The 19,261-nt window shown below is 38.7% G+C and carries 19 protein-coding genes; 7 read left to right on the top strand and 12 right to left on the bottom strand.

The genetic code is table 11. The annotated features are described in order from the left end of the window. Positions 1-9 precede the first annotated feature (9 nt). The 7 genes from proC to V4D31_RS00315 are packed head-to-tail and all read left to right on the top strand — an operon-like array spanning position 10 to position 5,194. Positions 10-798 (top strand): pyrroline-5-carboxylate reductase, encoded by a 789-nt coding sequence (gene proC, locus V4D31_RS00345; RefSeq protein ID WP_353686259.1) that lies wholly within the window; start codon positions 10-12, stop codon positions 796-798. 8 nt (positions 799-806) lie between these two features. Then, positions 807-1,115, top strand: a complete 309-nt coding sequence (locus V4D31_RS00340) for a YggT family protein (RefSeq protein ID WP_353686258.1) — start codon at positions 807-809, stop codon at positions 1,113-1,115. Then, positions 1,112-1,582, top strand: a complete 471-nt coding sequence (locus tag V4D31_RS00335; protein ID WP_353686257.1) for a DivIVA domain-containing protein — start codon at positions 1,112-1,114, stop codon at positions 1,580-1,582. The genes V4D31_RS00340 and V4D31_RS00335 overlap by 4 nt, the downstream gene beginning before the upstream one ends. Before the next feature lie 13 nt (positions 1,583-1,595). Continuing rightward, the gene (hisS, locus tag V4D31_RS00330) at positions 1,596-2,831 is read left to right on the top strand and encodes a histidine--tRNA ligase (RefSeq protein WP_353686256.1); all 1,236 of its coding nucleotides are present in this window, start codon (positions 1,596-1,598) and stop codon (positions 2,829-2,831) included. After that, on the top strand, positions 2,818-3,813 hold the full coding sequence (rfaE1, locus tag V4D31_RS00325; protein WP_353686255.1) for a D-glycero-beta-D-manno-heptose-7-phosphate kinase: 996 nt from the start codon (positions 2,818-2,820) through the stop codon (positions 3,811-3,813). The genes hisS and rfaE1 overlap by 14 nt, the downstream gene beginning before the upstream one ends. Further along, positions 3,806-4,753, top strand: a complete 948-nt coding sequence (locus tag V4D31_RS00320; protein WP_353686254.1) for a tRNA 4-thiouridine(8) synthase ThiI — start codon at positions 3,806-3,808, stop codon at positions 4,751-4,753. Before rfaE1 ends, V4D31_RS00320 begins: the two co-directional genes overlap by 8 nt. Positions 4,754-4,774: 21 nt before the next feature. Continuing rightward, positions 4,775-5,194: a hypothetical protein gene (locus V4D31_RS00315; protein WP_353686253.1), complete on the top strand. Its 420-nt coding sequence runs from the start codon at positions 4,775-4,777 to the stop codon at positions 5,192-5,194. Here the strand turns inward: V4D31_RS00315 and pstB are convergent. From pstB to V4D31_RS00255, 12 genes are all read right to left on the bottom strand, one after another. Next, positions 5,191-5,949: a phosphate ABC transporter ATP-binding protein PstB gene (gene pstB / locus V4D31_RS00310; protein ID WP_353686252.1), complete on the bottom strand. Its 759-nt coding sequence runs from the start codon at positions 5,947-5,949 to the stop codon at positions 5,191-5,193. The two genes, V4D31_RS00315 and pstB, sit on opposite strands and share 4 nt — an antisense overlap. A gap of 4 nt (positions 5,950-5,953) precedes the next feature. After that, positions 5,954-6,784, bottom strand: a complete 831-nt coding sequence (pstA, locus tag V4D31_RS00305; protein ID WP_353686251.1) for a phosphate ABC transporter permease PstA — start codon at positions 6,782-6,784, stop codon at positions 5,954-5,956. Next, the gene (pstC, locus tag V4D31_RS00300; RefSeq protein WP_353686250.1) at positions 6,781-7,710 is read right to left on the bottom strand and encodes a phosphate ABC transporter permease subunit PstC; all 930 of its coding nucleotides are present in this window, start codon (positions 7,708-7,710) and stop codon (positions 6,781-6,783) included. Before pstC ends, pstA begins: the two co-directional genes overlap by 4 nt. Positions 7,711-7,825: 115 nt before the next feature. Further along, positions 7,826-10,696: a caspase family protein gene (locus V4D31_RS00295; RefSeq protein WP_353686249.1), complete on the bottom strand. Its 2,871-nt coding sequence runs from the start codon at positions 10,694-10,696 to the stop codon at positions 7,826-7,828. Positions 10,697-10,827: 131 nt separating this feature from the next. Next, complete coding sequence (locus V4D31_RS00290) at positions 10,828-11,307, bottom strand: four helix bundle protein (RefSeq protein WP_353686248.1); 480 nt, start codon at positions 11,305-11,307, stop codon at positions 10,828-10,830. A 73-nt stretch (positions 11,308-11,380) separates the two neighbouring features. Next, positions 11,381-12,235: a DUF4384 domain-containing protein gene (locus V4D31_RS00285; RefSeq protein WP_353686247.1), complete on the bottom strand. Its 855-nt coding sequence runs from the start codon at positions 12,233-12,235 to the stop codon at positions 11,381-11,383. Positions 12,236-12,444: 209 nt separating this feature from the next. Then, positions 12,445-12,894 carry a DUF3368 domain-containing protein gene (locus V4D31_RS00280; RefSeq protein ID WP_353686246.1) on the bottom strand — a complete coding sequence of 150 codons (450 nt, stop codon included), beginning with the start codon at positions 12,892-12,894 and terminating at the stop codon, positions 12,445-12,447. Next, the gene (locus V4D31_RS00275; protein ID WP_353686245.1) at positions 12,887-13,108 is read right to left on the bottom strand and encodes a UPF0175 family protein; all 222 of its coding nucleotides are present in this window, start codon (positions 13,106-13,108) and stop codon (positions 12,887-12,889) included. Before V4D31_RS00275 ends, V4D31_RS00280 begins: the two co-directional genes overlap by 8 nt. Before the next feature lie 124 nt (positions 13,109-13,232). After that, positions 13,233-16,376, bottom strand: a complete 3,144-nt coding sequence (locus V4D31_RS00270) for a caspase family protein (RefSeq protein WP_353686244.1) — start codon at positions 16,374-16,376, stop codon at positions 13,233-13,235. 46 nt (positions 16,377-16,422) lie between these two features. Then, positions 16,423-16,713 carry a hypothetical protein gene (locus V4D31_RS00265; RefSeq protein WP_353686243.1) on the bottom strand — a complete coding sequence of 97 codons (291 nt, stop codon included), beginning with the start codon at positions 16,711-16,713 and terminating at the stop codon, positions 16,423-16,425. Between the two features lie 167 nt (positions 16,714-16,880). After that, the gene (locus tag V4D31_RS00260; RefSeq protein WP_353686242.1) at positions 16,881-17,258 is read right to left on the bottom strand and encodes a hypothetical protein; all 378 of its coding nucleotides are present in this window, start codon (positions 17,256-17,258) and stop codon (positions 16,881-16,883) included. A 9-nt stretch (positions 17,259-17,267) separates the two neighbouring features. Further along, a complete protein-coding gene (locus V4D31_RS00255) occupies positions 17,268-19,238 on the bottom strand; it encodes a hypothetical protein (RefSeq protein WP_353686241.1) in 1,971 nt (656 codons plus the stop codon). Positions 19,239-19,261: the final 23 nt, after the last annotated feature.

Raw genomic sequence — 19,261 nt, 5'->3', positions numbered from 1 at the left:
TAAAATAAAATGATTGGTTTTATTGGCGGAGGTAACATGGCAGAAGCCCTTATAAGAGGGCTTGTTAAAGAAGGGAAAAAAAATATCATTGTATCTGAACCAATTGAAGAAAGAAGAAGATATCTTGAAAACTGTTATGGAGTGAGGACAACACCTTCAAACAAAGAGGTAGTTAATTTATCTCAGATTGTTGTATTAGCAGTAAAGCCTCAAAATATGAAAGAGGTTCTTGAAGAAATAAAAGATGCTGTTTCAGAAAAACATACTGTGGTTTCAATTGCTGCAGGAATTCCTCTTCGGTTTATTCAAAAATATCTTAAAACAGACAAGCTAATCAGAGCTATGCCAAATCTTGCAGCTACAGTAGGAGAGGCAATAACTGTTCTTGCCATTTGCGAGTGTCTTGAAATGAAGATTATAGCACCAGTAAGAGAAATATTTATGAGTGTGGGAAAAGTAATTACACTGCCAGAACAATACATGAATCTTGTCACTGCTCTGTCAGGCAGTGGACCAGGATTTTTATGTTACATAGTTGAGCAGTTTATAGATGTGGCAACAGAGCTTGGATTCGCTGAGGACATAGCAAGGGAACTTGTAGTGCAAACATTTATTGGAACAGCAAAACTCCTTGACAGCGGACTTCCACCTGATAAAATCAGACAGAAAGTAACATCTCCCGGTGGAACAACAGAGGCAGGTCTCAGGATTTTATCTCAAGGAACTCTGAGAGAAATAATTTTTAAAACATTACAAGAAGCAACAAAAAGAGCTCAAGAACTTAGTATGCAAGACTGAGGTGAAAAATGTTTATACTTGGAAATCTTATAATTGCACTGGCAAGCATTTTAGATATTGTCTTTACGATTTATACATTTATTGTAATTATTGCAGCAATAATTAGCTGGGTAAATCCAGATCCCTATAATCCAATTGTTAGATTTCTCTACTCTGTTACAGAACCTCTCCTTCGTCCAATAAGAAGGCTTCTGCCTCTGAGACTACCCGTTGATATTTCACCATTAATTCTTTTGCTTATAATATATTTTTTACAGAGGTTTTTAATTCCAAGCCTTATTGAGCTTGGTTACAGAATTAAAGGAGGAATTATATGAGAATTACACCCCTTGATATTCAGCAAAAGCAGTTCAAGGTCAAATTCAGAGGCTTTGACATGGATGAAGTATACTCTTTTCTGGAGCTTATAAGGGAAGAGCTGGAAGAACTCTTAAAAGAAAACTCTATGTTAAAAGAAAAAGTAGTAATTCTTGAGAATCAGTTAGAAGAATGCAGAAAAATTGAGCAATCAATTAGAGATACATTGATGACAGCACAAAAACTTGTTGAAGACTATAAAGCAAATGCCAAAAAAGAGGCTGAACTTATAATTAAGGAGGCTGAATTAAAAGCAGAAAACATTATCAAAGAAGCACAGGAAAAAGTTGTAAAAATTCATGAGGATATTGTTGATCTAAAAGGCATAAGAAGACATTTTAAAGAGGAAATAAAAAGGCTTATTGAAAGTCACTTAAGAATGCTTGAATTTGATAAAGAAAGAGAAGGGGAAGAAAGTGAGATTTAGCTCCCTCAGGGGAATGCAGGATATTATAGAGGAGATCCATCTATGGCAACACATTGAGAATAATGTTAGAGAAATATTCGAAAATTATAATTTTCAGGAGATAAGAACGCCTATTTTAGAGAAGGCTGAAATTTTTTTAAGAAGTATTGGTGAGAATACAGATATAGTTGAAAAGGAAATGTATATTTTTAATGACAAAAAAGGACGAACTGTTGCTTTAAGGCCTGAAGGAACTGCTTCTGTTGTGAGAGCTTACATTCAACACGGACTTTTCAATAATCCAGCTCCACAGAAGTTTTACTACATTGGTCCCATGTTTAGATATGAGAGACCGCAAAAAGGAAGACTCAGACAGTTTCATCAGATTGGGGTGGAATGTTTTGGAGTAAGCTCTTCCTTTATAGATGCTGAACTAATTTATATGCTTAAAATATTTCTTGAGAAATTAAAAATAAAAAATTTAGCTTACGAAATAAATTCTCTTGGATGCAAAGAATGTAGAGCACAATACAGAAAAATACTCTTTAATTTCCTATCAAATAGAGTATCCAGATTATGCGATGACTGCAAAAGAAGATTTGAGAGGAATCCTTTGAGAGTGCTGGATTGCAAGGTAGAATCCTGTAAAGAAGCTTTAAAAGACATTCCTTTAATTCTTGAGTTTTTATGCTCTGATTGTAAAGCACATTTTTTAAGTTTACAAAAAGAGCTCGATGAAATGGGCATATCTTATACTGTAAATCCAAAAATTGTTCGCGGACTGGATTATTACACAAGAACAGTTTTTGAAGTGACAACCACCATGCTTGGCGCTCAAAACGCTGTTGCAGCAGGAGGAAGATATGATGATCTTGTGGAGTCTTTCGGAGGACCCCCAACTCCTGCCATTGGCTTTGCAATTGGTATAGAAAGATTAATTGAGCTTTGTTCAACTACATTGACAGTAAATCCTAAAAGGCCAATTGTATATGTGGCATATCTTGGAAATGACCTCAGAACAGAAGCGAAAAAAGTTGTTAATTTTTTAAGAGAAAACAACATACCTACAGAAATTTCTTATGAAGAAACCTCTTTAAAAAGCCAGATGAGAAAAGCTGACAAATTTGGCGTTAAGATAGTTATAATCATTGGTGAGGATGAAATAAAAAAAGGAGTTTATAAATGGAAAAATATGCAGACAGGTTTACAAGGCGAATGCTCTTTTCAGGAATTAATTGATTTGATCAGGAGGCATAATGACCAGAGCTAAGGCAGAACAATTTTTAAAGAAATTCAAAGATAAAAAGATTTTGGTGATTGGTGATATTATTCTTGATAGATACATTTTTGGAAAGGTTTCAAGAATTTCTCCAGAAGCACCTGTTCCAGTTGTTGAAGTGACAGAGGAGTCTTACAGACTTGGAGGAGCTGCGAATGTAGCAAATAATATCATTGCACTTGGAGGAAAGGCTTATGTTTCAGGAATAATTGGGAAGGGTTTTGCCGGGAAAATTGTAAAGGATTTACTTGAAGAAAAAGGTATTGAAGTGGATTATCTCTTTGAAGATGCCAGAAAAACCACAGTTAAAACAAGAATTATTGCAGGAAATCAACAAATTGTAAGATTTGACATAGAAGATACAAGAAGACTGCAGGGTAAAGCAAAGGAAACATTTCTTTCCATGATAAAAAATGCCTTAATTGATTTTGATGCTGTCATTGTATCGGATTACAAAAAAGGTGTTGTTTTTGAAGAACTATTCAGGCTTCTTATTAATCATAAGAAGAAAAATGGTAATTTTGTTGCTGTTGACCCGAAGATAGGACATTTCAGATTTTACAAACATGTATCTCTTATAACGCCAAATCTTGCTGAGGCTTCTCATGGAGCAGAAATTGAAATTAAGGATGAAAAAACTCTTATAAAAGCTGGATTCAATCTTTTAAAAAAGCTTGCCTGCGATTCTGTTCTTATAACAAGAGGAGAGGAAGGAATGAGCCTTTTTGAAAAAAAGGACTCTGAAGTTGTTGTTACTCATCTGCCAACAGTGGCAAAAAAAGTATTTGATGTGACAGGTGCGGGAGACACTGTAATTGCTACTATAACACTTGCTCATGTTGCTGGTGCAGATCTGGTTTCTGCTGCAAAAATAGCTAATGTAGCAGCAGGAATTGTAGTTGGAAAGGTTGGAACTGCTACAGCTACTGTAGAGGAAATACTCGAGATTCTTAAAACCCATCCTTATGCATAGAGCTATTGCCCTTTATTCTGGTGGTCTTGACAGTCTTCTTTCAATTATCATTGTAATACAGCAGGGCATTGAGGTAATTGCCATAAAATTTTTAACAGGCTTTACATCACCTTTAAAAGAGTCTGATTTAGAATATGCCAGGCAATTTGGCTTTGAAATTAAAGAGATTAATATAAAAGAAAAATTTATTGAAATTTTAAAAAATCCAGCCCATGGATACGGAAAAAATCTTAATCCATGTATTGACTGTAAAATTCTAATGCTTAAAGAAGCAAAAGAAAAATTATCAGAGTTTAATGCCTCATTTGTAATTACAGGAGAAGTTCTTTCTCAAAGACCAATGTCTCAGAAAAGAGAAATACTAAAACTCATTGAAAAACAAGCAACACTGAAAGATTTGATTCTAAGGCCTCTGTCTGCAAAAATTCTTCCTCCTACAAAACCTGAAATACAAGGAGTTGTTAATCGGGAGCTTTTATATGATATATATGGAAGAACAAGAAAACCTCAGATTGATTTAGCAAAAAAGTTTGGAATTGAAAAGCCTCCTCAACCAGCAGGTGGATGTTTGCTTACTGATCCAAGTTTTTGTAGAAGAGTTAAGGATCTTATGCAACATGATGAACTCACTGTGGAAAATGTTGAATTGCTTAAAATAGGAAGACATTTCAGAATCTCAGAAAAATGCAAGGCAATTGTTGGAAGGGATGAAGAAGAAAATAAGATTCTTTTGAGTAAGGGAGCATTTATCTATCCCTCTGACATGAAAGGTCCTGTTGTATTTTTAATTGGACAGTATTCAGCAAAAGACATTGACACTGCAGCCTCAATATGTGCGTTTTATTCAAAGAGAAAAGAAGTTGTAATTAAACTTCCTCAGGAGAAAATAAAAATTTATGATGCAACTACTAAAGAAGAGATAGTAAAATACAGAGTGTAAAAATTTAAAATGGAGGTAGAAATGAAAAAAGTTATAATTTTGCTTTTAATATTACTTGTCTTTGGTTGCGGAGGTAAAAAACAGGTTAAACCACCATCAGAAGAATATTCTTATACAACTCAAGCATTCAAAATTGTTGATGAAATAAGGCAGGCTTATCAAAATAAAGATAACTCTGGAATAAGAAAACACTGTTCAGAGTCAGCATACAGAGAAATAATAGCTTCAATAAGACCCTTTGACAGAGCAGAGCTTGAGTTTACTCCTGTATTTGCTGAAATGTTTGCAGATGGTTTCAGACTTTATGTTTCATGGAATGGAAAATGGAGTTACTTGGGAAAAGAAACAGAAGAAAGAGGTCTTGCAATCTTTCTGATAAAGGGAAATCCTCCACAGGTTGAGAAAATCCTGAGAGGTAATCCTTTTAGATATCCTGATTAACCAAATCTTCCAGTTATATATTCTTCTGTAAGCTTATTAGATGGAACGGTAAATATTTTGTCAGTTTTGTCATACTCAATAAGTTCGCCAAGCATCATAAATCCTGTCCAGTCAGAAATTCTTGCTGCCTGTTGCATGTTGTGAGTAACGATTATAATTGTTACTCTATCTTTTAATGAAACAATTAATTCTTCAATTTTCGCTGTAGATATTGGATCAAGTGCACTTGTTGGCTCATCGAATAAAATAATTTCAGGCTCCACTGCCAATGCTCTTGCAATGCAAAGTCTTTGCTGCTGTCCTCCACTTAATCCAAAGGCATTTGTATTTAATTTGTCTTTCACTTCATCCCATAAAGCTGCATCTTTCAAAGCTTTTTCAATTCTATGTTTTAATTCTGTTTTGTTTTTAATCCCTTTGAGTTTTAATCCGTAGGCAATGTTTTCAAAAATTGTCATAGGAAAAGGAGTAGGCTTTTGAAAAACCATTCCGATTTTGCTTCTTAATTCGATCAGGTCTGTATCTTTTGAAAGTATATTTCTGCCCTGGAAAATTATCTCACCATCATATCTATTGCCCGCATAAAGGTCATGCATTCTGTTAAAACATCTAAGCAAAGTAGTTTTTCCACATCCACTCGGACCAATTAAAGCTGTAACACTTTTTTTATAAACTGTCATATTAATGTTTTTAAGAATGTGAATGTCTCCAGTATAGTAAAAATTAAGATTTTTTACTTCAATTTCAGGGGTCACCCTTTTACCTCCTTCTGATAAGAATTCTTCCTGCAATTGTTGCAAAAAGAACAAAGAGTGTGATCATCAAAGAAGCACCCCATGCTTGAGTATGCCACTCCTCATAGGGTCCCATAGCATACTGGAATATTGTTATTGTAAGTGATGCAATTGGTTCATTCATGTTTACAGAAAAAAAGGCATTGTTGAAGGATGTAAAAAGAAGCGGAGCTGCCTCACCAGTGACTCTTGCAATTGCAAGAATAATTCCTGTTAAAATTCCAGTTGCTGCACCACGATAAACAACTTGAATAATTACCTTATAATAGGGTGCTCCCAATGCAAAAGCTGCTTCTCTGAGTGTCCACGGAATAAGAGAAAGCATGTTTTCTGTTGTTCTTAAAACTGTAGGAATCATAATAATGCCAAGAGATACAGCACCTGCCCATCCACTGAAATGTCCAAGAGGTTTAACAATAATTGCATAAACAAAAGCACCAACAATTATTGCAGGAACACTAACCATTATGTCAGCAAGGGTGCTTATTACCTTTGATATTTTATACTTTCTTCCATACTCAGCAAGAAATGTTCCACCAAGAACTCCCACTGGAACTCCAATTAATGTAGCACATACAGTAATCAAAAGATGTCCGACAAAGGCATTTCTTAAACCTCCTTGAGTCTCACCAGGAGGTGCAGGATCCTTTAAAAATAAATCAAGATTTATTGCAGTAATACCGTGCCTTAAAACATCAATAATTATAAAAAAAAGCCAGAAAATACCCCATAAAGCAGTAAGAAAGCATATAAAGAGAGCCAATCCGCTTAATATTTTTCTTTTTTTCATTCTCATCTTTTTTCAGCTCTTACAAGAAAAATCTTTGCTATTGCAAGAATTGCAAAACTCATAATAAATAAAAGGAAAGCAAGATAATAAAGCGAGCTTAGATAAATATCCTTATCAGCTTCTGTAAATTCATTGGCAAGTTTTACAGTAACAGTGGCAGCAGCTTCAAAAAGTGACTTTGGAATCTGGTTTAAATTGCCAAGAACAAAGGCAACTGCCATTGTCTCTCCAAGAGCTCTTCCCAGAGAAAGTCCAACGCCTCCAAGAACTCCCAGCTTCGAATAAGGCATTACAACATCTTTGACAACTTCCCATTTAGTAGCCCCCATAGCATAGGCAGATTCTTTAAGCACCGCTGGTGTGAGGTTGAAGGAGTCTCTTGCAATTGATGCTGTAAATGGAATAATCATAATGCTCAGGATAATGCTTGCAGTAAAAAGATCAACACCAAGAGGTGTGCCTTCAAAGAGCTTTCCAATTAAAGGAACTTTTCCAATTGTTGACTGAAAAAATGGTTCAATATTCTGACTCATTATTGGTGCAAGGGTGAATAATCCCCACATTCCGTAAATAATACTTGGAATTGCAGCTAAAAGTTCTATACTTGTGCCAATAATGTTTTTTAAAAATGCAGGTGCAATTTCAGTAATAAATATTGCTATTCCAATTGCTATTGGAGTGGCAAGCAGGAGTGCCAAACAAGCTGTAATTAGAGTACCAGTTAATGCAGGCAATGCACCAAAAACTTCCTGAACAGGATCCCATTGTGTTGAAAAGATAAATTCTTCAACTCCGAATTTATTCATAGCTGGAAGAGACTCTTTAAAAAGGACTAAAAAAATGCCAGTTGTGATTATAATTATACTGAAGGCTGTGAATGCTGTAATCATTAAAAAAATAAAATCAGTAATCTTGCTTTTTTGTATGGACATAATCAAAATATTATACAAAAATTTATGTTACACTAATGTTACAATGTCTTTGGAATGACCATTGCTTTTTATTGAAGTGAGATTTATCAGAGATGTCTCTCACCAACATAAGCTCCTACTTCACTGCCACCGGGAAATCTGGCACGGTCTGGGGTTTGGCTGTAACTGGTGTCTGCCTGCCTTTTGTAAGCTCCTTTACCCTCTCTGCTATGAAGGCATCAAGCATGTTTATCGTGATCTTTCCCTTTCCAAGAAGGTCTGCCTTTCCTTTTAGACCTTCTGTCAATGCCTTTGTGAATGCACCATTTCCCCATGAAGGGTCTTCAAGGGAATACTGCCTTCCAGTGGATGATGCAAATACTACAACGCCATTTTCAGCACTTGAAAGCTCATTTATCACACCTGTTATATCAGTTATAGCCCTTTTCCCGCCCATGACATTTCCAGCATGGCATGTATCAACAAACATCACAACCTTTCCGGGAAGGGCTGATACAGTGTTCTTTATGTCAGAAAAAGGAACACCTGTCCTTTTTAATCTTTCTAAGTCTGCATTTGCTGGAAGGAAGTAATATACCCCTGCTGGGTCGTTTATTCCATGACCTGCGATGAATACCATAGCCACATCCTTTGATGTGGCCTGCCTCTGAAGCCACTCAAGACCGTCCAGTATCTCATCCTTTGTTGCTTTTTCATCTGCAAGAAGCTTTACAATCACATCCTCATAGAGCTTTCCCTTCTGTGTCTTCATTACCTCTACAAAGTCCATCGCATCCTTTGAGGCAAACTGTAAAGTCAAATCCCTGTCTTGATACTTACTTACGCCTATCGCAAGGATGTAAAGCTTTGGCTTTATGACATACTCTTCTTTTTTACCCTTCCATATAAGCCTTACAGTAGCAGGCACACTTGCTGAATACCTGTTCTCTGCAATTATTGATACCTCTGTGTCCCTCTCAGGTATGGTTATCTTTATCTCTTTTTCTTCCTCACCTTTTCCAACAATCTTTATTCCTCTCTGGGTCTCCTGAGGTCTTCCATCTATGAGGACCTTTATGTTTGTAACAGGCTCTCCTGAAGGATTGCGGATGCTAAACCTTAATGTTACCTCCCTCACTGATACAGAAGAGCCATCTTGAGGGCTTAATATCGTCACAACAGGAGGCAGGATATCTTTAATCTTTGTCTCAACTGTCTTTTTTCCAGCCTCTTCATTGGCAAGGGCAATGGCTTTTTCTTCATCAAGGGTCTCAAGGACCTTTGCTATAATATCAGGTCTGAAAAATCTCTCCCTGAACCTGCCTGCAGGGAAGAAGTCTGCTGAGCTATCCTTTCCATTGTTTATATGCCAGCCAATGAGGTCTTCTCCACCAGCACTCGCATCATAATAACCCTTTGGTGTCCATAAAACCCATCTCTTTCTATCCTTGTGAGGGAAGAATGCTAATAGCTCCTTTCCATCACTAATTCTATACCACCTTATTGTCCCATCTCCATAGGCAGCAACTCCTACCTTTCCATCTCCAGATATATTCACACCCCATGTAGCAGAAGGTGATGGCACACTCCACAATAGTCTTCCATCTTTATCAAAATACCTTAAAGACCATTCTGTTCCAAGCAGAAAGCCCCTTTCATCAGGTGATATGGCAAGTGAGCGTGAGCGTTCATACTTTTCAAGCTCAATGGGTCTTCCATTTAGTTTAGGTGTGTAGGATCCCCTCCATTCTGTAACATTTATTATCCTTGATTCTGTAATTGGTGGGTTTAGCCTCTGATATGAGATTTTTTCACCTGAGATAAGGCTCTTTTCTCTTATGTCAAAGACTGCAGGGGATTTGCCTAAAAATTCATATCCAAACTGGATGATTGAGCCATCATAGGAGATGAGGAATTTATCATACATATCCCTTAAATCCGGGATATTTCCTTTTACAGATAAGGCAAGCCTTCCTGCTGGGTCAATTATGCCAAATGAAGGCCCTCCTGACCCAAATACAGCCCCTCCATTACTTAAAGGAAGGATATGCATAATTGTGTTATCTGCTACAGGTATGTCTATATAACTTGAACCATTTTTTACCTCCCATCTCCGAATAGTAACTTTCCATTCATTATCAATCAATTTTTGCCACCGGCCTCCTGCATAGACAAACCTTCCATCCTTTGACCATGTAACAGAACCTAAATTCCCATTTTCAACACCTTCTGTATTAAGCGAGTATAGATGGGAGAGGTCTTTACCAGAAAGGATATCCACCTTTGGTGAATCAGCGTATCCGACTACTATCTTTGTCCCATCTGGTGAAAAGCTCAGGTGATAAGGTGTTTTTCCACCAGGTGCCTTTTTCTTTTTTATGAGTTTAAAGTCTTTATTATAAAGCCTTATATAGCCATCTAAAGATGTTGTCACAAGTCTTCCAGATTTATCAAAGTCAGCACCATAGCTACTGTCTCCATATTCAGTATCTTTAAAGACCTCTATGTATCCCTTTGTATCATATACCCTTATGCCATTATTTCCCCAGAGTGTTGCTACAAGGAGCCTTCCATCCTTTGAATAGGTAAGATGATTTGTCACATTAGGAAGTCCTTTTATCCTTTTTATGAGCCTTCCTGTCTCACGGTCAAAGATGTAGATTGAATGTTCTTTATCCCACTCATAACCTGTCCAACCACCTGCTACAATCTCTTTTCCATCTGGTGAGATGGCAACTGCATAGATTTTCCCCTCTTTTCCATCACCAACTGGTGGTCTTATGGTCTTAATAAGCCTTCCAGTCTTTAGCTCCCATACACGGATGGTCTTATCATCAGAGCCTGTTACAAGAAAGCGTTCCTCTTCATCTATGGCAATACGCTTTATCGTAGCTATATGCATGCCTGTCTCTATCCTTAATATCGGCTCAGAAGGAGGCTCAGAAGTATTGCCAGCCAAGGGAAGGAGTAAGATAAGGAAGATTATTAAAAATATAAGGCGTTTCATGGAAACCTCCGTAATTACATTGTTCAAATGTTCAACATTGTTCAAATGTTCAAGATTTATATTGTTTAAATGTTCAAGATTGTTCAAATTTGAACATTTGAACTACCTTGAACTATCTTGAACTATTATATTTATTTTGAATCATCCTGAGCCTTTCGTGCTATATCTATTCCAAGATTTTTTGCAATCTCCTCTATCTCTTCTTTCATTGATTTATGTTTTACTGGTTTAAACTTTTCTCCCTTAAACCTGCTACCTTTAATATGGCTGATTAAATTACTAATCATTATGGACAATTTCTTTGCTGAGCTGAGTAGTTCGTCAAAATCCTTTTTATCTATATAACCCTGGTCTAAGGCAACATATAGCTGGGTTCTTACCTCGCCACAGGAACCTTTTGCAATATATAGAAACTGAAGAAACTCCTGATTACTACCTCTTTCAAAGCCTTCTGCAATATTTGACATCACTGATACAGATGCCCTTCTTATCTGGTCAACAAGTCCATAGTCTTTAGAAAATGAGCTATTTTTTGTAATTTCATATATCTTTTTTGTAAAAAGCCTCGCCTCTTTCCATATATCAAGCTCTTCAAAATATCTTACCATCATTCCTCCGTAATTACATTGTTCAAATGTTCAAGATTGTTCAAGTGTTCAATTTTTTTCAATTTGAACATTTGAACTACCTTGAACCATCTTGAACCTTTATATTTACTTTCTCCTCTACAAACTCGGCAGATTTTACTCTGCCTTTTTCAACTATGTTTATCCCCCTTGTTTTATCTCCTGCGTCATTAAGGGATGTGCGGACCTTATAGACACTGCCAGTCTCTTCAAGCTCAATATTTCCGAGCTCTCCTGTGCTTGCATATACGATAAAGCTTTCCTCACCAAAGGGAGGTGTTGTCTCAAGTTCAAACCTGTCTGGACCTGAAGGAATCTCATAGACTACTCCACCCTGAAAGTAGTTGTCTTTTCTATAAGGATTTGGAAGTATCTGCACAACTGTGCCATCTGCCTGTCTGTAAAGAACCCTTGCATAAAAGGGCTTGTTACCTTTGAGATAGAGTTTTATTCTTTCGCCTGCTTTGTATTCCTTTTTTTCAGTCCACAGTCTGACTTTCAGGGGTGCTAAAGGATCATCAATCTCCTTTGCCTGTGAAATCCGCTTCATCGCTTCTTCATCCGGGATGACCTCTGCCTTGATCTTGATTCTGTAACAGTCTCCAACTTTTGGTGGCTCACTATCCCATTTTGCCTGAGCAGAAATAACCCTTACTTTTGCATTGGCATAGGCATTTACAATGTCTTTCTGAAGTTCAAAGTCCTTTACCTGTGTTTCAGATTGGATATAGGTGCTCACCTGCTCAATTGCCTTTCTCTTTGCATCCTGAAGGGCTGTCTCTTCTGTCTGCCTTTTTGTCCTGTCTTCACCCATGCAGGCATAGCCCTCTGATTCTGTAATCGTAGACTGAGCTCCATAAAGATACGAGACAAAAATAAGTGAAAGTATTAATCCTGTAATGAATTTACTCATTTAGCCTCCTTCTGCCATGCTTACTCAAATTATAAATTTTTATAAATAAGTTTTCAAGGTATTTTTCACCTTTGAACCCTTGAACGCTTGAACATTTGAACTATCGTATCTTCCCTATCGGAAAAGCCTGTCCGCTTGGGGTTGCTGTTGGATACTGGGCTCGCTTGAATACCTTTTCTGCAAGGGCTGGTACCTCACTGTCAAAATTATCAGTAAAATCTGCTAATGTGTCTTATTATTTCATCTGAAATATAAAAGCCCATTTTCTTAAGCTCTAAAACCTTTTCCAAAGCACTCTCTATAATCCCCATTTTCTGAGCTTTCATTAATACTCCTATTGTTCCACTTACTGTTAATCCTATTTCATCAGCCAGTTTTCTTGCCCTTAAATCATCAATTAAAACAGGAATGCCAGTATTGTAAGACAAGGCTATTACCTCTGCTTCTCCCTTACCAAGATTCATTTCCTTTATAAAAAGGTTAACCAATTTGCTATCAACACTTTTAGTTGAAAAACAACCCAAATTGATACTACCAAATTCCTTTAGCACCCCCTCTGGTATGATAACTTCCTTATAAATCTTACACAATAAGTCAAGAAGGTTAATCTTCTCAAGGGCAATCAAGACAGATGTGTCCGCTATAATTCTATCATGCATTATTAAACTCTTTTTCAAGATTTAAATTCTGATATCTAATTGGTGAAACCCCTCTATGCAATAGTATTTCAACATAAGCTTTTTCTGAATATCCTGCGATTTCTGCTGCCTTTCCGAGAGAGACTAACCCCTCTTCTAATAATTTTATAGAAAGCATAAGTTTTAACTCACCTTCTGGTATATTTATTTCAGGCAATGTTACAGATATACTCATATTAATTTCCTCCTTTCTTCAGCATTATCTATATTATATCTTAAAATACCAAAACTCAAAGTGTTGTTTCGCAGGCTAAAGCCTGCGCCTACCCTTTGAACCCTTGAACGCTTGAACACTTGAACTATCTTATCTTCCCTATCGGAAAAGCCTGTCCGCTTGGGGTTGCTGTTGGATACTGGGCTCGCTTAAAGACCTTTTCTGCAAGGGCAGGAACTTCACTGTCCACATAGTTTGCAAGTTCAAGGGTCTTTATAAAGCCATCCCTGTCCATGTCTGCTTTTCCCTTCATGCCTTCTGAAAGAACATATGTAAACAGCCCGTGTCCCTGATAGCCCTCAAGTGCCTCCTGAAGTGAGGTTGATGCACTAAGTATGGTTGAGCCAACTGCACGGGAAAGTATCTTTACTGCTGTCTCCTCACTCATCCCCCTTGTAAGCATGGCAACCTGAAGTGCCTCACCAAGCTTTCCAGCATTGCAGGTATCTATGACTATCATCTTCTTTGTTGATGGCACATTGGCTATGAGCTCTTTTAGCTCTGTCTGGGTTAAGGCATCCTCTTTTAGCCTGAAGGTGCTAAGAGAGCCAACATTTGAAGTGATCAAAAAATACTCTCCCTCATCCACTGTGCCGTGACTTGCCACATAAAAGACAAAGACATCATCTGGATTGAGATTTTTCATCTGCTCAAGGGTCTTTTTGATACTCTCCTTTGTTGTCTCCTCTTTTGTTGTTAAAAGCCTTATCTCTACCCTTTGAAATAATGGTCCTGCAATCTGTTTTAATGTCTCTGCAAAGAGCCTTGCATCTGCCACTGCATACTTTAGCTCAAGCTTGGGGTTTTTGTATTTATTTATGCCTATGACAACTGCATACATAGAGGGCTTTTTGATGGAGAGGGAGGCGATGATCCTGTGCACTGCAGGGTTACTCTGCATGGTGTTGTCTCCATTGAAGGCAACTGCCTTAATAACATTTTCACCATTAAGGAGCTTTATGGTGTAGGTCTTATAAATCGCCTTTTCACCAGGCTTTGGAGTAATCTTCACACCCCTTGCACTGTCTACCAGTACAGCAACATCATTGAGATAGAGCCTTATATCTCCAATACCACCACCCTGGTCTGTAAGCCTCACAGTAACCTTTACTTCATCATTCCGGGTGCTTGATGGTGTGTCAATAATCTCTACCAGTGGTGGCTGTTTTACATCAGCAAGGGTCTTATACTCCTTAAGTGAGCCCCCAGATAGGGCAACCTTCACAAGGTCAGGACGATAAAATGCCTCACGATAGTTTTCTATGCTATAGACATTGTTTCCAATGCGGACATTTAAGTGCTTATCCCCACCTGGAGAGGCATTGTAGTAGCCCTCTGGAGTGATTACGACCCATTCGCCGTCTGTGAAGCCCACGAATTGAGCAATCTCCTTGCCTGTGGAGATGTCCCATATGCGAGTAGTGCCATCCCCACTTCCAGATGCCACTATCCTGCCATCAGGGGAAAAGGCTACTGCTTCGACATAATAACTATGCCCGCTTAGTGTTCTTATCTCACGACCAGTTGCTACATCCCAGAGCTTGATGGTGCCATCCCAACTTCCAGATGCCACTATCCTGCCATCAGGGGAAAAGGCTACTGATCGGACCCAATTGCTATGCCCGCTTAGTGTTCTTATCTCACGACCAGTTGCTACATCCCAGAGCTTGATGGTGTTATCCTCACTTCCTGATGCCAGTATCCTGCCATCAGGGGAAAAGGCTACTGCTTTGACAGAATAACTATGCCCCCTTAGTGTTCTTATCTCACGACCTGTTGCTACATCCCATAGCTTGATGGTTTCCCAACTTCCTGATGCCACTATCCTGCCATCAGGGGAAAAGGCTACTGCTTCGACAGAATAACTATGCCTGCTTAGTGTTCTTATCTCACGACCTGTTGCTACATCCCATAGCTTGATGGTGTTATCCTCACTTCCTGATGCCACTATCCTGCCATCAGGGGAAAAGGCTACTGATAGGACCAACTTACTATGCCCGCTTAGTGTTCTTATCTCACGACCTGTTGCTACATCCCAGAGCTTGATGGTGTTATCCCTACTTCCTGATGCCACTATCCTGCCATCAGGGGAAAAGGCTACTGCTTTGACAGAATAACTATGCCCGCTTAGTGTTCTTATCTTACGACCTGTTGCTACATCCCAGAGCTTGATGGTTTCCCAACTTCCTGATGCCACTATCCTTCCATCAGGGGAAAAGGCTACTGCTTCGACCCAGCCACTATGCCCGCTTAAGGTGCGAATCTCTCTGCCGGTTGCTACATCCCAGAGCTTGATGGTTTCCCAACTTCCTGATGCCACTATCCTTCCATCAGGGGAAAAGGCTACTGCTTCGACATCGCCACTATGCCCGCTTAAGGTGCGAATCTCTCTGCCGGTTGCTACATCCCATAGCTTGATGGTCTTATCCCAACTTCCAGATGCCACCATCCTGCCATCAGGGGAAAAGGCAACAGCATTGACATCGCGACTATGCCCGCTTAGTGTTCTTATCTCACGACCTGTTGCTACATCCCATAGCTTGATGGTCTTATCATCACTTCCAGATGCTACTATCCTGCCATCAGGGGAAAAGGCTACTGCTTTGACATCGCCACTATGCCCGCTTAAGGTGCGAATCTCTCTGCCGGTTGCTACATCCCAGAGCTTGATGGTCTTATCCCCACTTCCAGATGCCACCATCCTGCCATCAGGGGAAAAGGCTACTGATAGGACCAACTTACTATGCCCGCTTAGTGTTCTTATCTCACGACCTGTTGCTACATCCCAGAGCTTGATGGTGTTATCCACACTTCCAGATGCCACTATCCTGCCATCAGGGGAAAAGGCTACTGCTTTGACCCAGCCACTATGCCCGCTTAAGGTGCGAATCTCTCTGCCGCTTGCAGCATCCCATAGCTTGATGGTCTTATCCCCACTTCCTGATGCCACCATCCTGCCATCAGGGGAAAAGGCAACAGCAGAGACAACGTCACTATGCCCGCTTAGTGTTCTTATCTCACGACCTGTTGCTACATCCCAGAGCTTGATGGTTTTATCCCAACTTCCTGATGCCACTATCCTGCCATCAGGGGAAAAGGCTACTGCTTTGACATCGTGACTATGCCCCAACTGCACAAAAATCTCAGGTTTTTCCTGAGCATAAGAGCACTCAGCAATATGCAAAATCCCAAAAAGAAAGAGGATCAACATTAAAAAATTCTTCTTCATGTTTTCACCTCCTCTTTTTTTTAATTGTCAGTCTTTCCAGTAAATTTTACTTTGAATATTCCTTATCAATCTTTGGAGTAGGAGTTGGAATATACTGGTTTCCCCAACCAAGATTTGAATCCCTGTTTGTGTCAAAGCCTGAACCCGCATCATGTCGTGCTCTTTCATCAGGACCATTTAATCTATTGTAGTCAGATGGTTGATTTGCCTCTTCCGAAGCTCTGTGGCTGCTTCCTGAAATGCCTTGAGCACTATCGTATGGAGAATCATTACCTGCAAAGGCAACACCTGTCATCAAAAGCCCTGAAATAATTCCTGATACTAATAACTTTTTCATAACACACCTCCAGTTTTTTATTTTTTTCTTAGCCCTGGATGAGCTTCAAAGTAGTCATTAAGCTCATCGAGGGCGGCGATATCCTTGCTGTCCATGGATTTCCTGCACCGAGATATCGACAACGAGTTGTCAAGATTAAAGAAATGGCCCCTTTTACTCGATTTGGATCATTTGTCGGTGATATCACACAAGTAATAGCTATACCAATCTTGGTAGTAACGAAAACTCGTGAGCCAAACACACCGGCCCGAGGAAGCAGCCTTTTTATTCCTGAACTCTTCATCAATCCTGCGAGCCTCTTCCTTGGACTCAGCCACCCGCTCTGTCCAACCCCGAAACGTGCGATAGCAGTCTATTGTCAGCTTCTTCATGCCATCCGAATCATAGCCGACCGCAACGGCTTCAGTCCTCTGACATTCTCTCAGTATCTGCGCATTTTCGGGCGTGTTGGGAATAGTGATAAAATGCTCCCTATAGTACGAAGTGCACCCCGCAGATACAAGTAATAGGCTTGCTACCAATACAAAAACTAATAACTTCTTCATGTCTTCCTCCTATTTTTTTAATCTTTCCGCATTTTTGCATGCCTTTGTATTTTTAAAAGTATTACAGAGATAAAGATATTCTTCCCTTGCCTTTGAAGGCAACTCCAGTCTCTCATATATCTCCGCCTTTTTTTGAGAAATCTGGAATGCAAAACTAAACCACCAAAAAGCTTCTGCCTGCTGTTTATTGAGTTTAGCCAGTTTTTTAGTAACATTAGCTCTATCCGTGTCACTTTCTGCTTTGCCCATCTCTGAGGCTAAGGATATTGCTTCATCTGTGCTCAATGCCTTTTGTGCATGAGGAAGATTTTTATCCACAATCTCTTTTGCCTTGTTTAAGTACCTAAGCTGAAGATCATCATTTCCTTCATAGAAACCAACGAGATTATACACAAGAAAGAGTGCATCAATTCCCTGAGGATTTCTTTTTTCAAGAAGAGCTATTCCCTTATTGAAGTAATCCTCTCTTAATCTTGGAGAATCTACATGTTCAGACATATAAAGATACTCTTCTGCAGATGTAGTTCCAGAAGAAATCTTCTTTTGAATTCTTGTTAATATCTGTTTTCGTATTTTCTCCTGTTCATCCTCACTTTTTTGCTGCATCTCTTTGAAAGAAATACCAGTAACCCTCTCTACCCATCCTCCTTCATATAGGTAGTACTCAATTTTACCATATTCTGTCTGAAATAACTCATTCATCTGTTCTTGCTCTCTTTTTTCGGCTTGCTGTAAATTATGCCTTTCTAATTCGTCTGCCTTTAATTTTGCTTCCTTTATCAGTTCTTCATACAGCTTTTCTTTATCAATATTGCCTTGCCTTATCCAGTAATTTCTCACATAAGTATAAGCATGTGCTTTTTTCCTGTAATATCTACTCAAACACTCAAAATCTTCCTTTTTACAGAGTCTTCTTGCGTTTTCTATTTCATTTAATGCCTTGTTGAGATATTCTTCAATTCTTTCAGAAAAAGCCTCTTCTAATTCAGCATCTTGAAGTTCCTCCAGATAGATTGAAGACCTGAGATAATACAAATCACCTTTATTCGAGGCGTTTAACGCTAATGCTTTGTTTATATCTTTTAATATCCTTTCATTGTAGTTCTTGTCATTTGTATTCTGCTTCTCCATACATTTTATTTTGTAAAGTGTATCTGCCCGAAGTGCATAAGCTTCTGCATAGTTTTCATCAAGCGCTACTGCTCTGTTGATACTTTCCACAGCATCTCTTAAAGCATCAAGTTTATCTTCTATCTCTTTGTCACTGGATGGTTCAGCTAGGTATTTGTCTATCATGGCTTTTGCAATACCAAGGTAAGCCTGAGGCATATCTGGATTGAGTTCTAAGGCTTTTTCATAGGCTTTTAATTTTTCATCGGTGTCCCAAACTTCCTGAGCCCTTTCAAGCCAGAGGCTTGCTTTGTATCTTTTCTCTTCTTCAGATATAAGCTTTGCTATTTTTTGTTTATCTCCAGAAGTTGCAAGCTCAAGCTGTCGTTTAAGTTTTGCCATTTCTTTATCCTGCTTTTCAAATTCTGCTTTAAGCCTGTTATAGGCTTCCACAATGCTCTGGTCTTCCTTTATTTTTTTAAGATTTGCCTCTATCTCATCTTCTGTCATTGTTGATCTTATCTTCACATAAAACCTTATTGCATCCACATCACCGAGGACTGACTTTTTCTTTTCAATAACTTCCACTTTCATTGAGTGATTGGCAATGACTTCAACAACATCGCTTTCAAGGGCAAGATTCTTAACCTTTGTATAGCTTTTTACAAAGGCACCAGCCTGTTCAGCAGCCTTCTGCATTGCTGCCTTTTTCGCTCTTTCCTCTGCAACCTCCATTGTCTCTCCATTGCCCATAACATATTCCCCATCTGCAATAATTACCAACGGCTCTGAAGAAAACGCCTTTATAGAACCAATTCCTGAAAATATACATACCATGATGCAAACGAAAATAAGTATTTTCTTATTCAAAATAAGCCTCCTTTTTGGAATTT

Origin of the sequence: Thermodesulfovibrio sp. 3462-1 (assembly GCF_040451425.1) — a bacterium.
GTDB classification, from domain to species: Bacteria; Nitrospirota; Thermodesulfovibrionia; order Thermodesulfovibrionales; family Thermodesulfovibrionaceae; genus Thermodesulfovibrio; species Thermodesulfovibrio obliviosus.
The sequence above is the reverse complement of the archived record's forward strand: the minus strand, read 5'-3'. Positions and strand labels throughout refer to the sequence as shown.

What these genes read in the sequence shown, in the direction of transcription:
- proC (WP_353686259.1), top strand. Translation starts at nt 10, where the DNA reads ATGATTGGTTTTATTGGCGGAGGTAACATGGCAGAAGCCCTTATAAGA.
- V4D31_RS00340 (WP_353686258.1), top strand. Translation starts at nt 807, where the DNA reads ATGTTTATACTTGGAAATCTTATAATTGCACTGGCAAGCATTTTAGAT.
- V4D31_RS00335 (WP_353686257.1), top strand. Translation starts at nt 1,112, where the DNA reads ATGAGAATTACACCCCTTGATATTCAGCAAAAGCAGTTCAAGGTCAAA.
- hisS (WP_353686256.1), top strand. Translation starts at nt 1,596, where the DNA reads ATGCAGGATATTATAGAGGAGATCCATCTATGGCAACACATTGAGAAT.
- rfaE1 (WP_353686255.1), top strand. Translation starts at nt 2,818, where the DNA reads ATGACCAGAGCTAAGGCAGAACAATTTTTAAAGAAATTCAAAGATAAA.
- V4D31_RS00320 (WP_353686254.1), top strand. Translation starts at nt 3,806, where the DNA reads ATGCATAGAGCTATTGCCCTTTATTCTGGTGGTCTTGACAGTCTTCTT.
- V4D31_RS00315 (WP_353686253.1), top strand. Translation starts at nt 4,775, where the DNA reads ATGAAAAAAGTTATAATTTTGCTTTTAATATTACTTGTCTTTGGTTGC.
- pstA (WP_353686251.1), bottom strand. Translation starts at nt 6,784, where the DNA reads ATGAGAATGAAAAAAAGAAAAATATTAAGCGGATTGGCTCTCTTTATA.
- pstC (WP_353686250.1), bottom strand. Translation starts at nt 7,710, where the DNA reads ATGTCCATACAAAAAAGCAAGATTACTGATTTTATTTTTTTAATGATT.
- V4D31_RS00295 (WP_353686249.1), bottom strand. Translation starts at nt 10,696, where the DNA reads ATGAAACGCCTTATATTTTTAATAATCTTCCTTATCTTACTCCTTCCC.
- V4D31_RS00290 (WP_353686248.1), bottom strand. Translation starts at nt 11,307, where the DNA reads ATGATGGTAAGATATTTTGAAGAGCTTGATATATGGAAAGAGGCGAGG.
- V4D31_RS00285 (WP_353686247.1), bottom strand. Translation starts at nt 12,235, where the DNA reads ATGAGTAAATTCATTACAGGATTAATACTTTCACTTATTTTTGTCTCG.
- V4D31_RS00280 (WP_353686246.1), bottom strand. Translation starts at nt 12,894, where the DNA reads ATGCATGATAGAATTATAGCGGACACATCTGTCTTGATTGCCCTTGAG.
- V4D31_RS00275 (WP_353686245.1), bottom strand. Translation starts at nt 13,108, where the DNA reads ATGAGTATATCTGTAACATTGCCTGAAATAAATATACCAGAAGGTGAG.
- V4D31_RS00270 (WP_353686244.1), bottom strand. Translation starts at nt 16,376, where the DNA reads ATGAAGAAGAATTTTTTAATGTTGATCCTCTTTCTTTTTGGGATTTTG.
- V4D31_RS00265 (WP_353686243.1), bottom strand. Translation starts at nt 16,713, where the DNA reads ATGAAAAAGTTATTAGTATCAGGAATTATTTCAGGGCTTTTGATGACA.
- V4D31_RS00260 (WP_353686242.1), bottom strand. Translation starts at nt 17,258, where the DNA reads ATGAAGAAGTTATTAGTTTTTGTATTGGTAGCAAGCCTATTACTTGTA.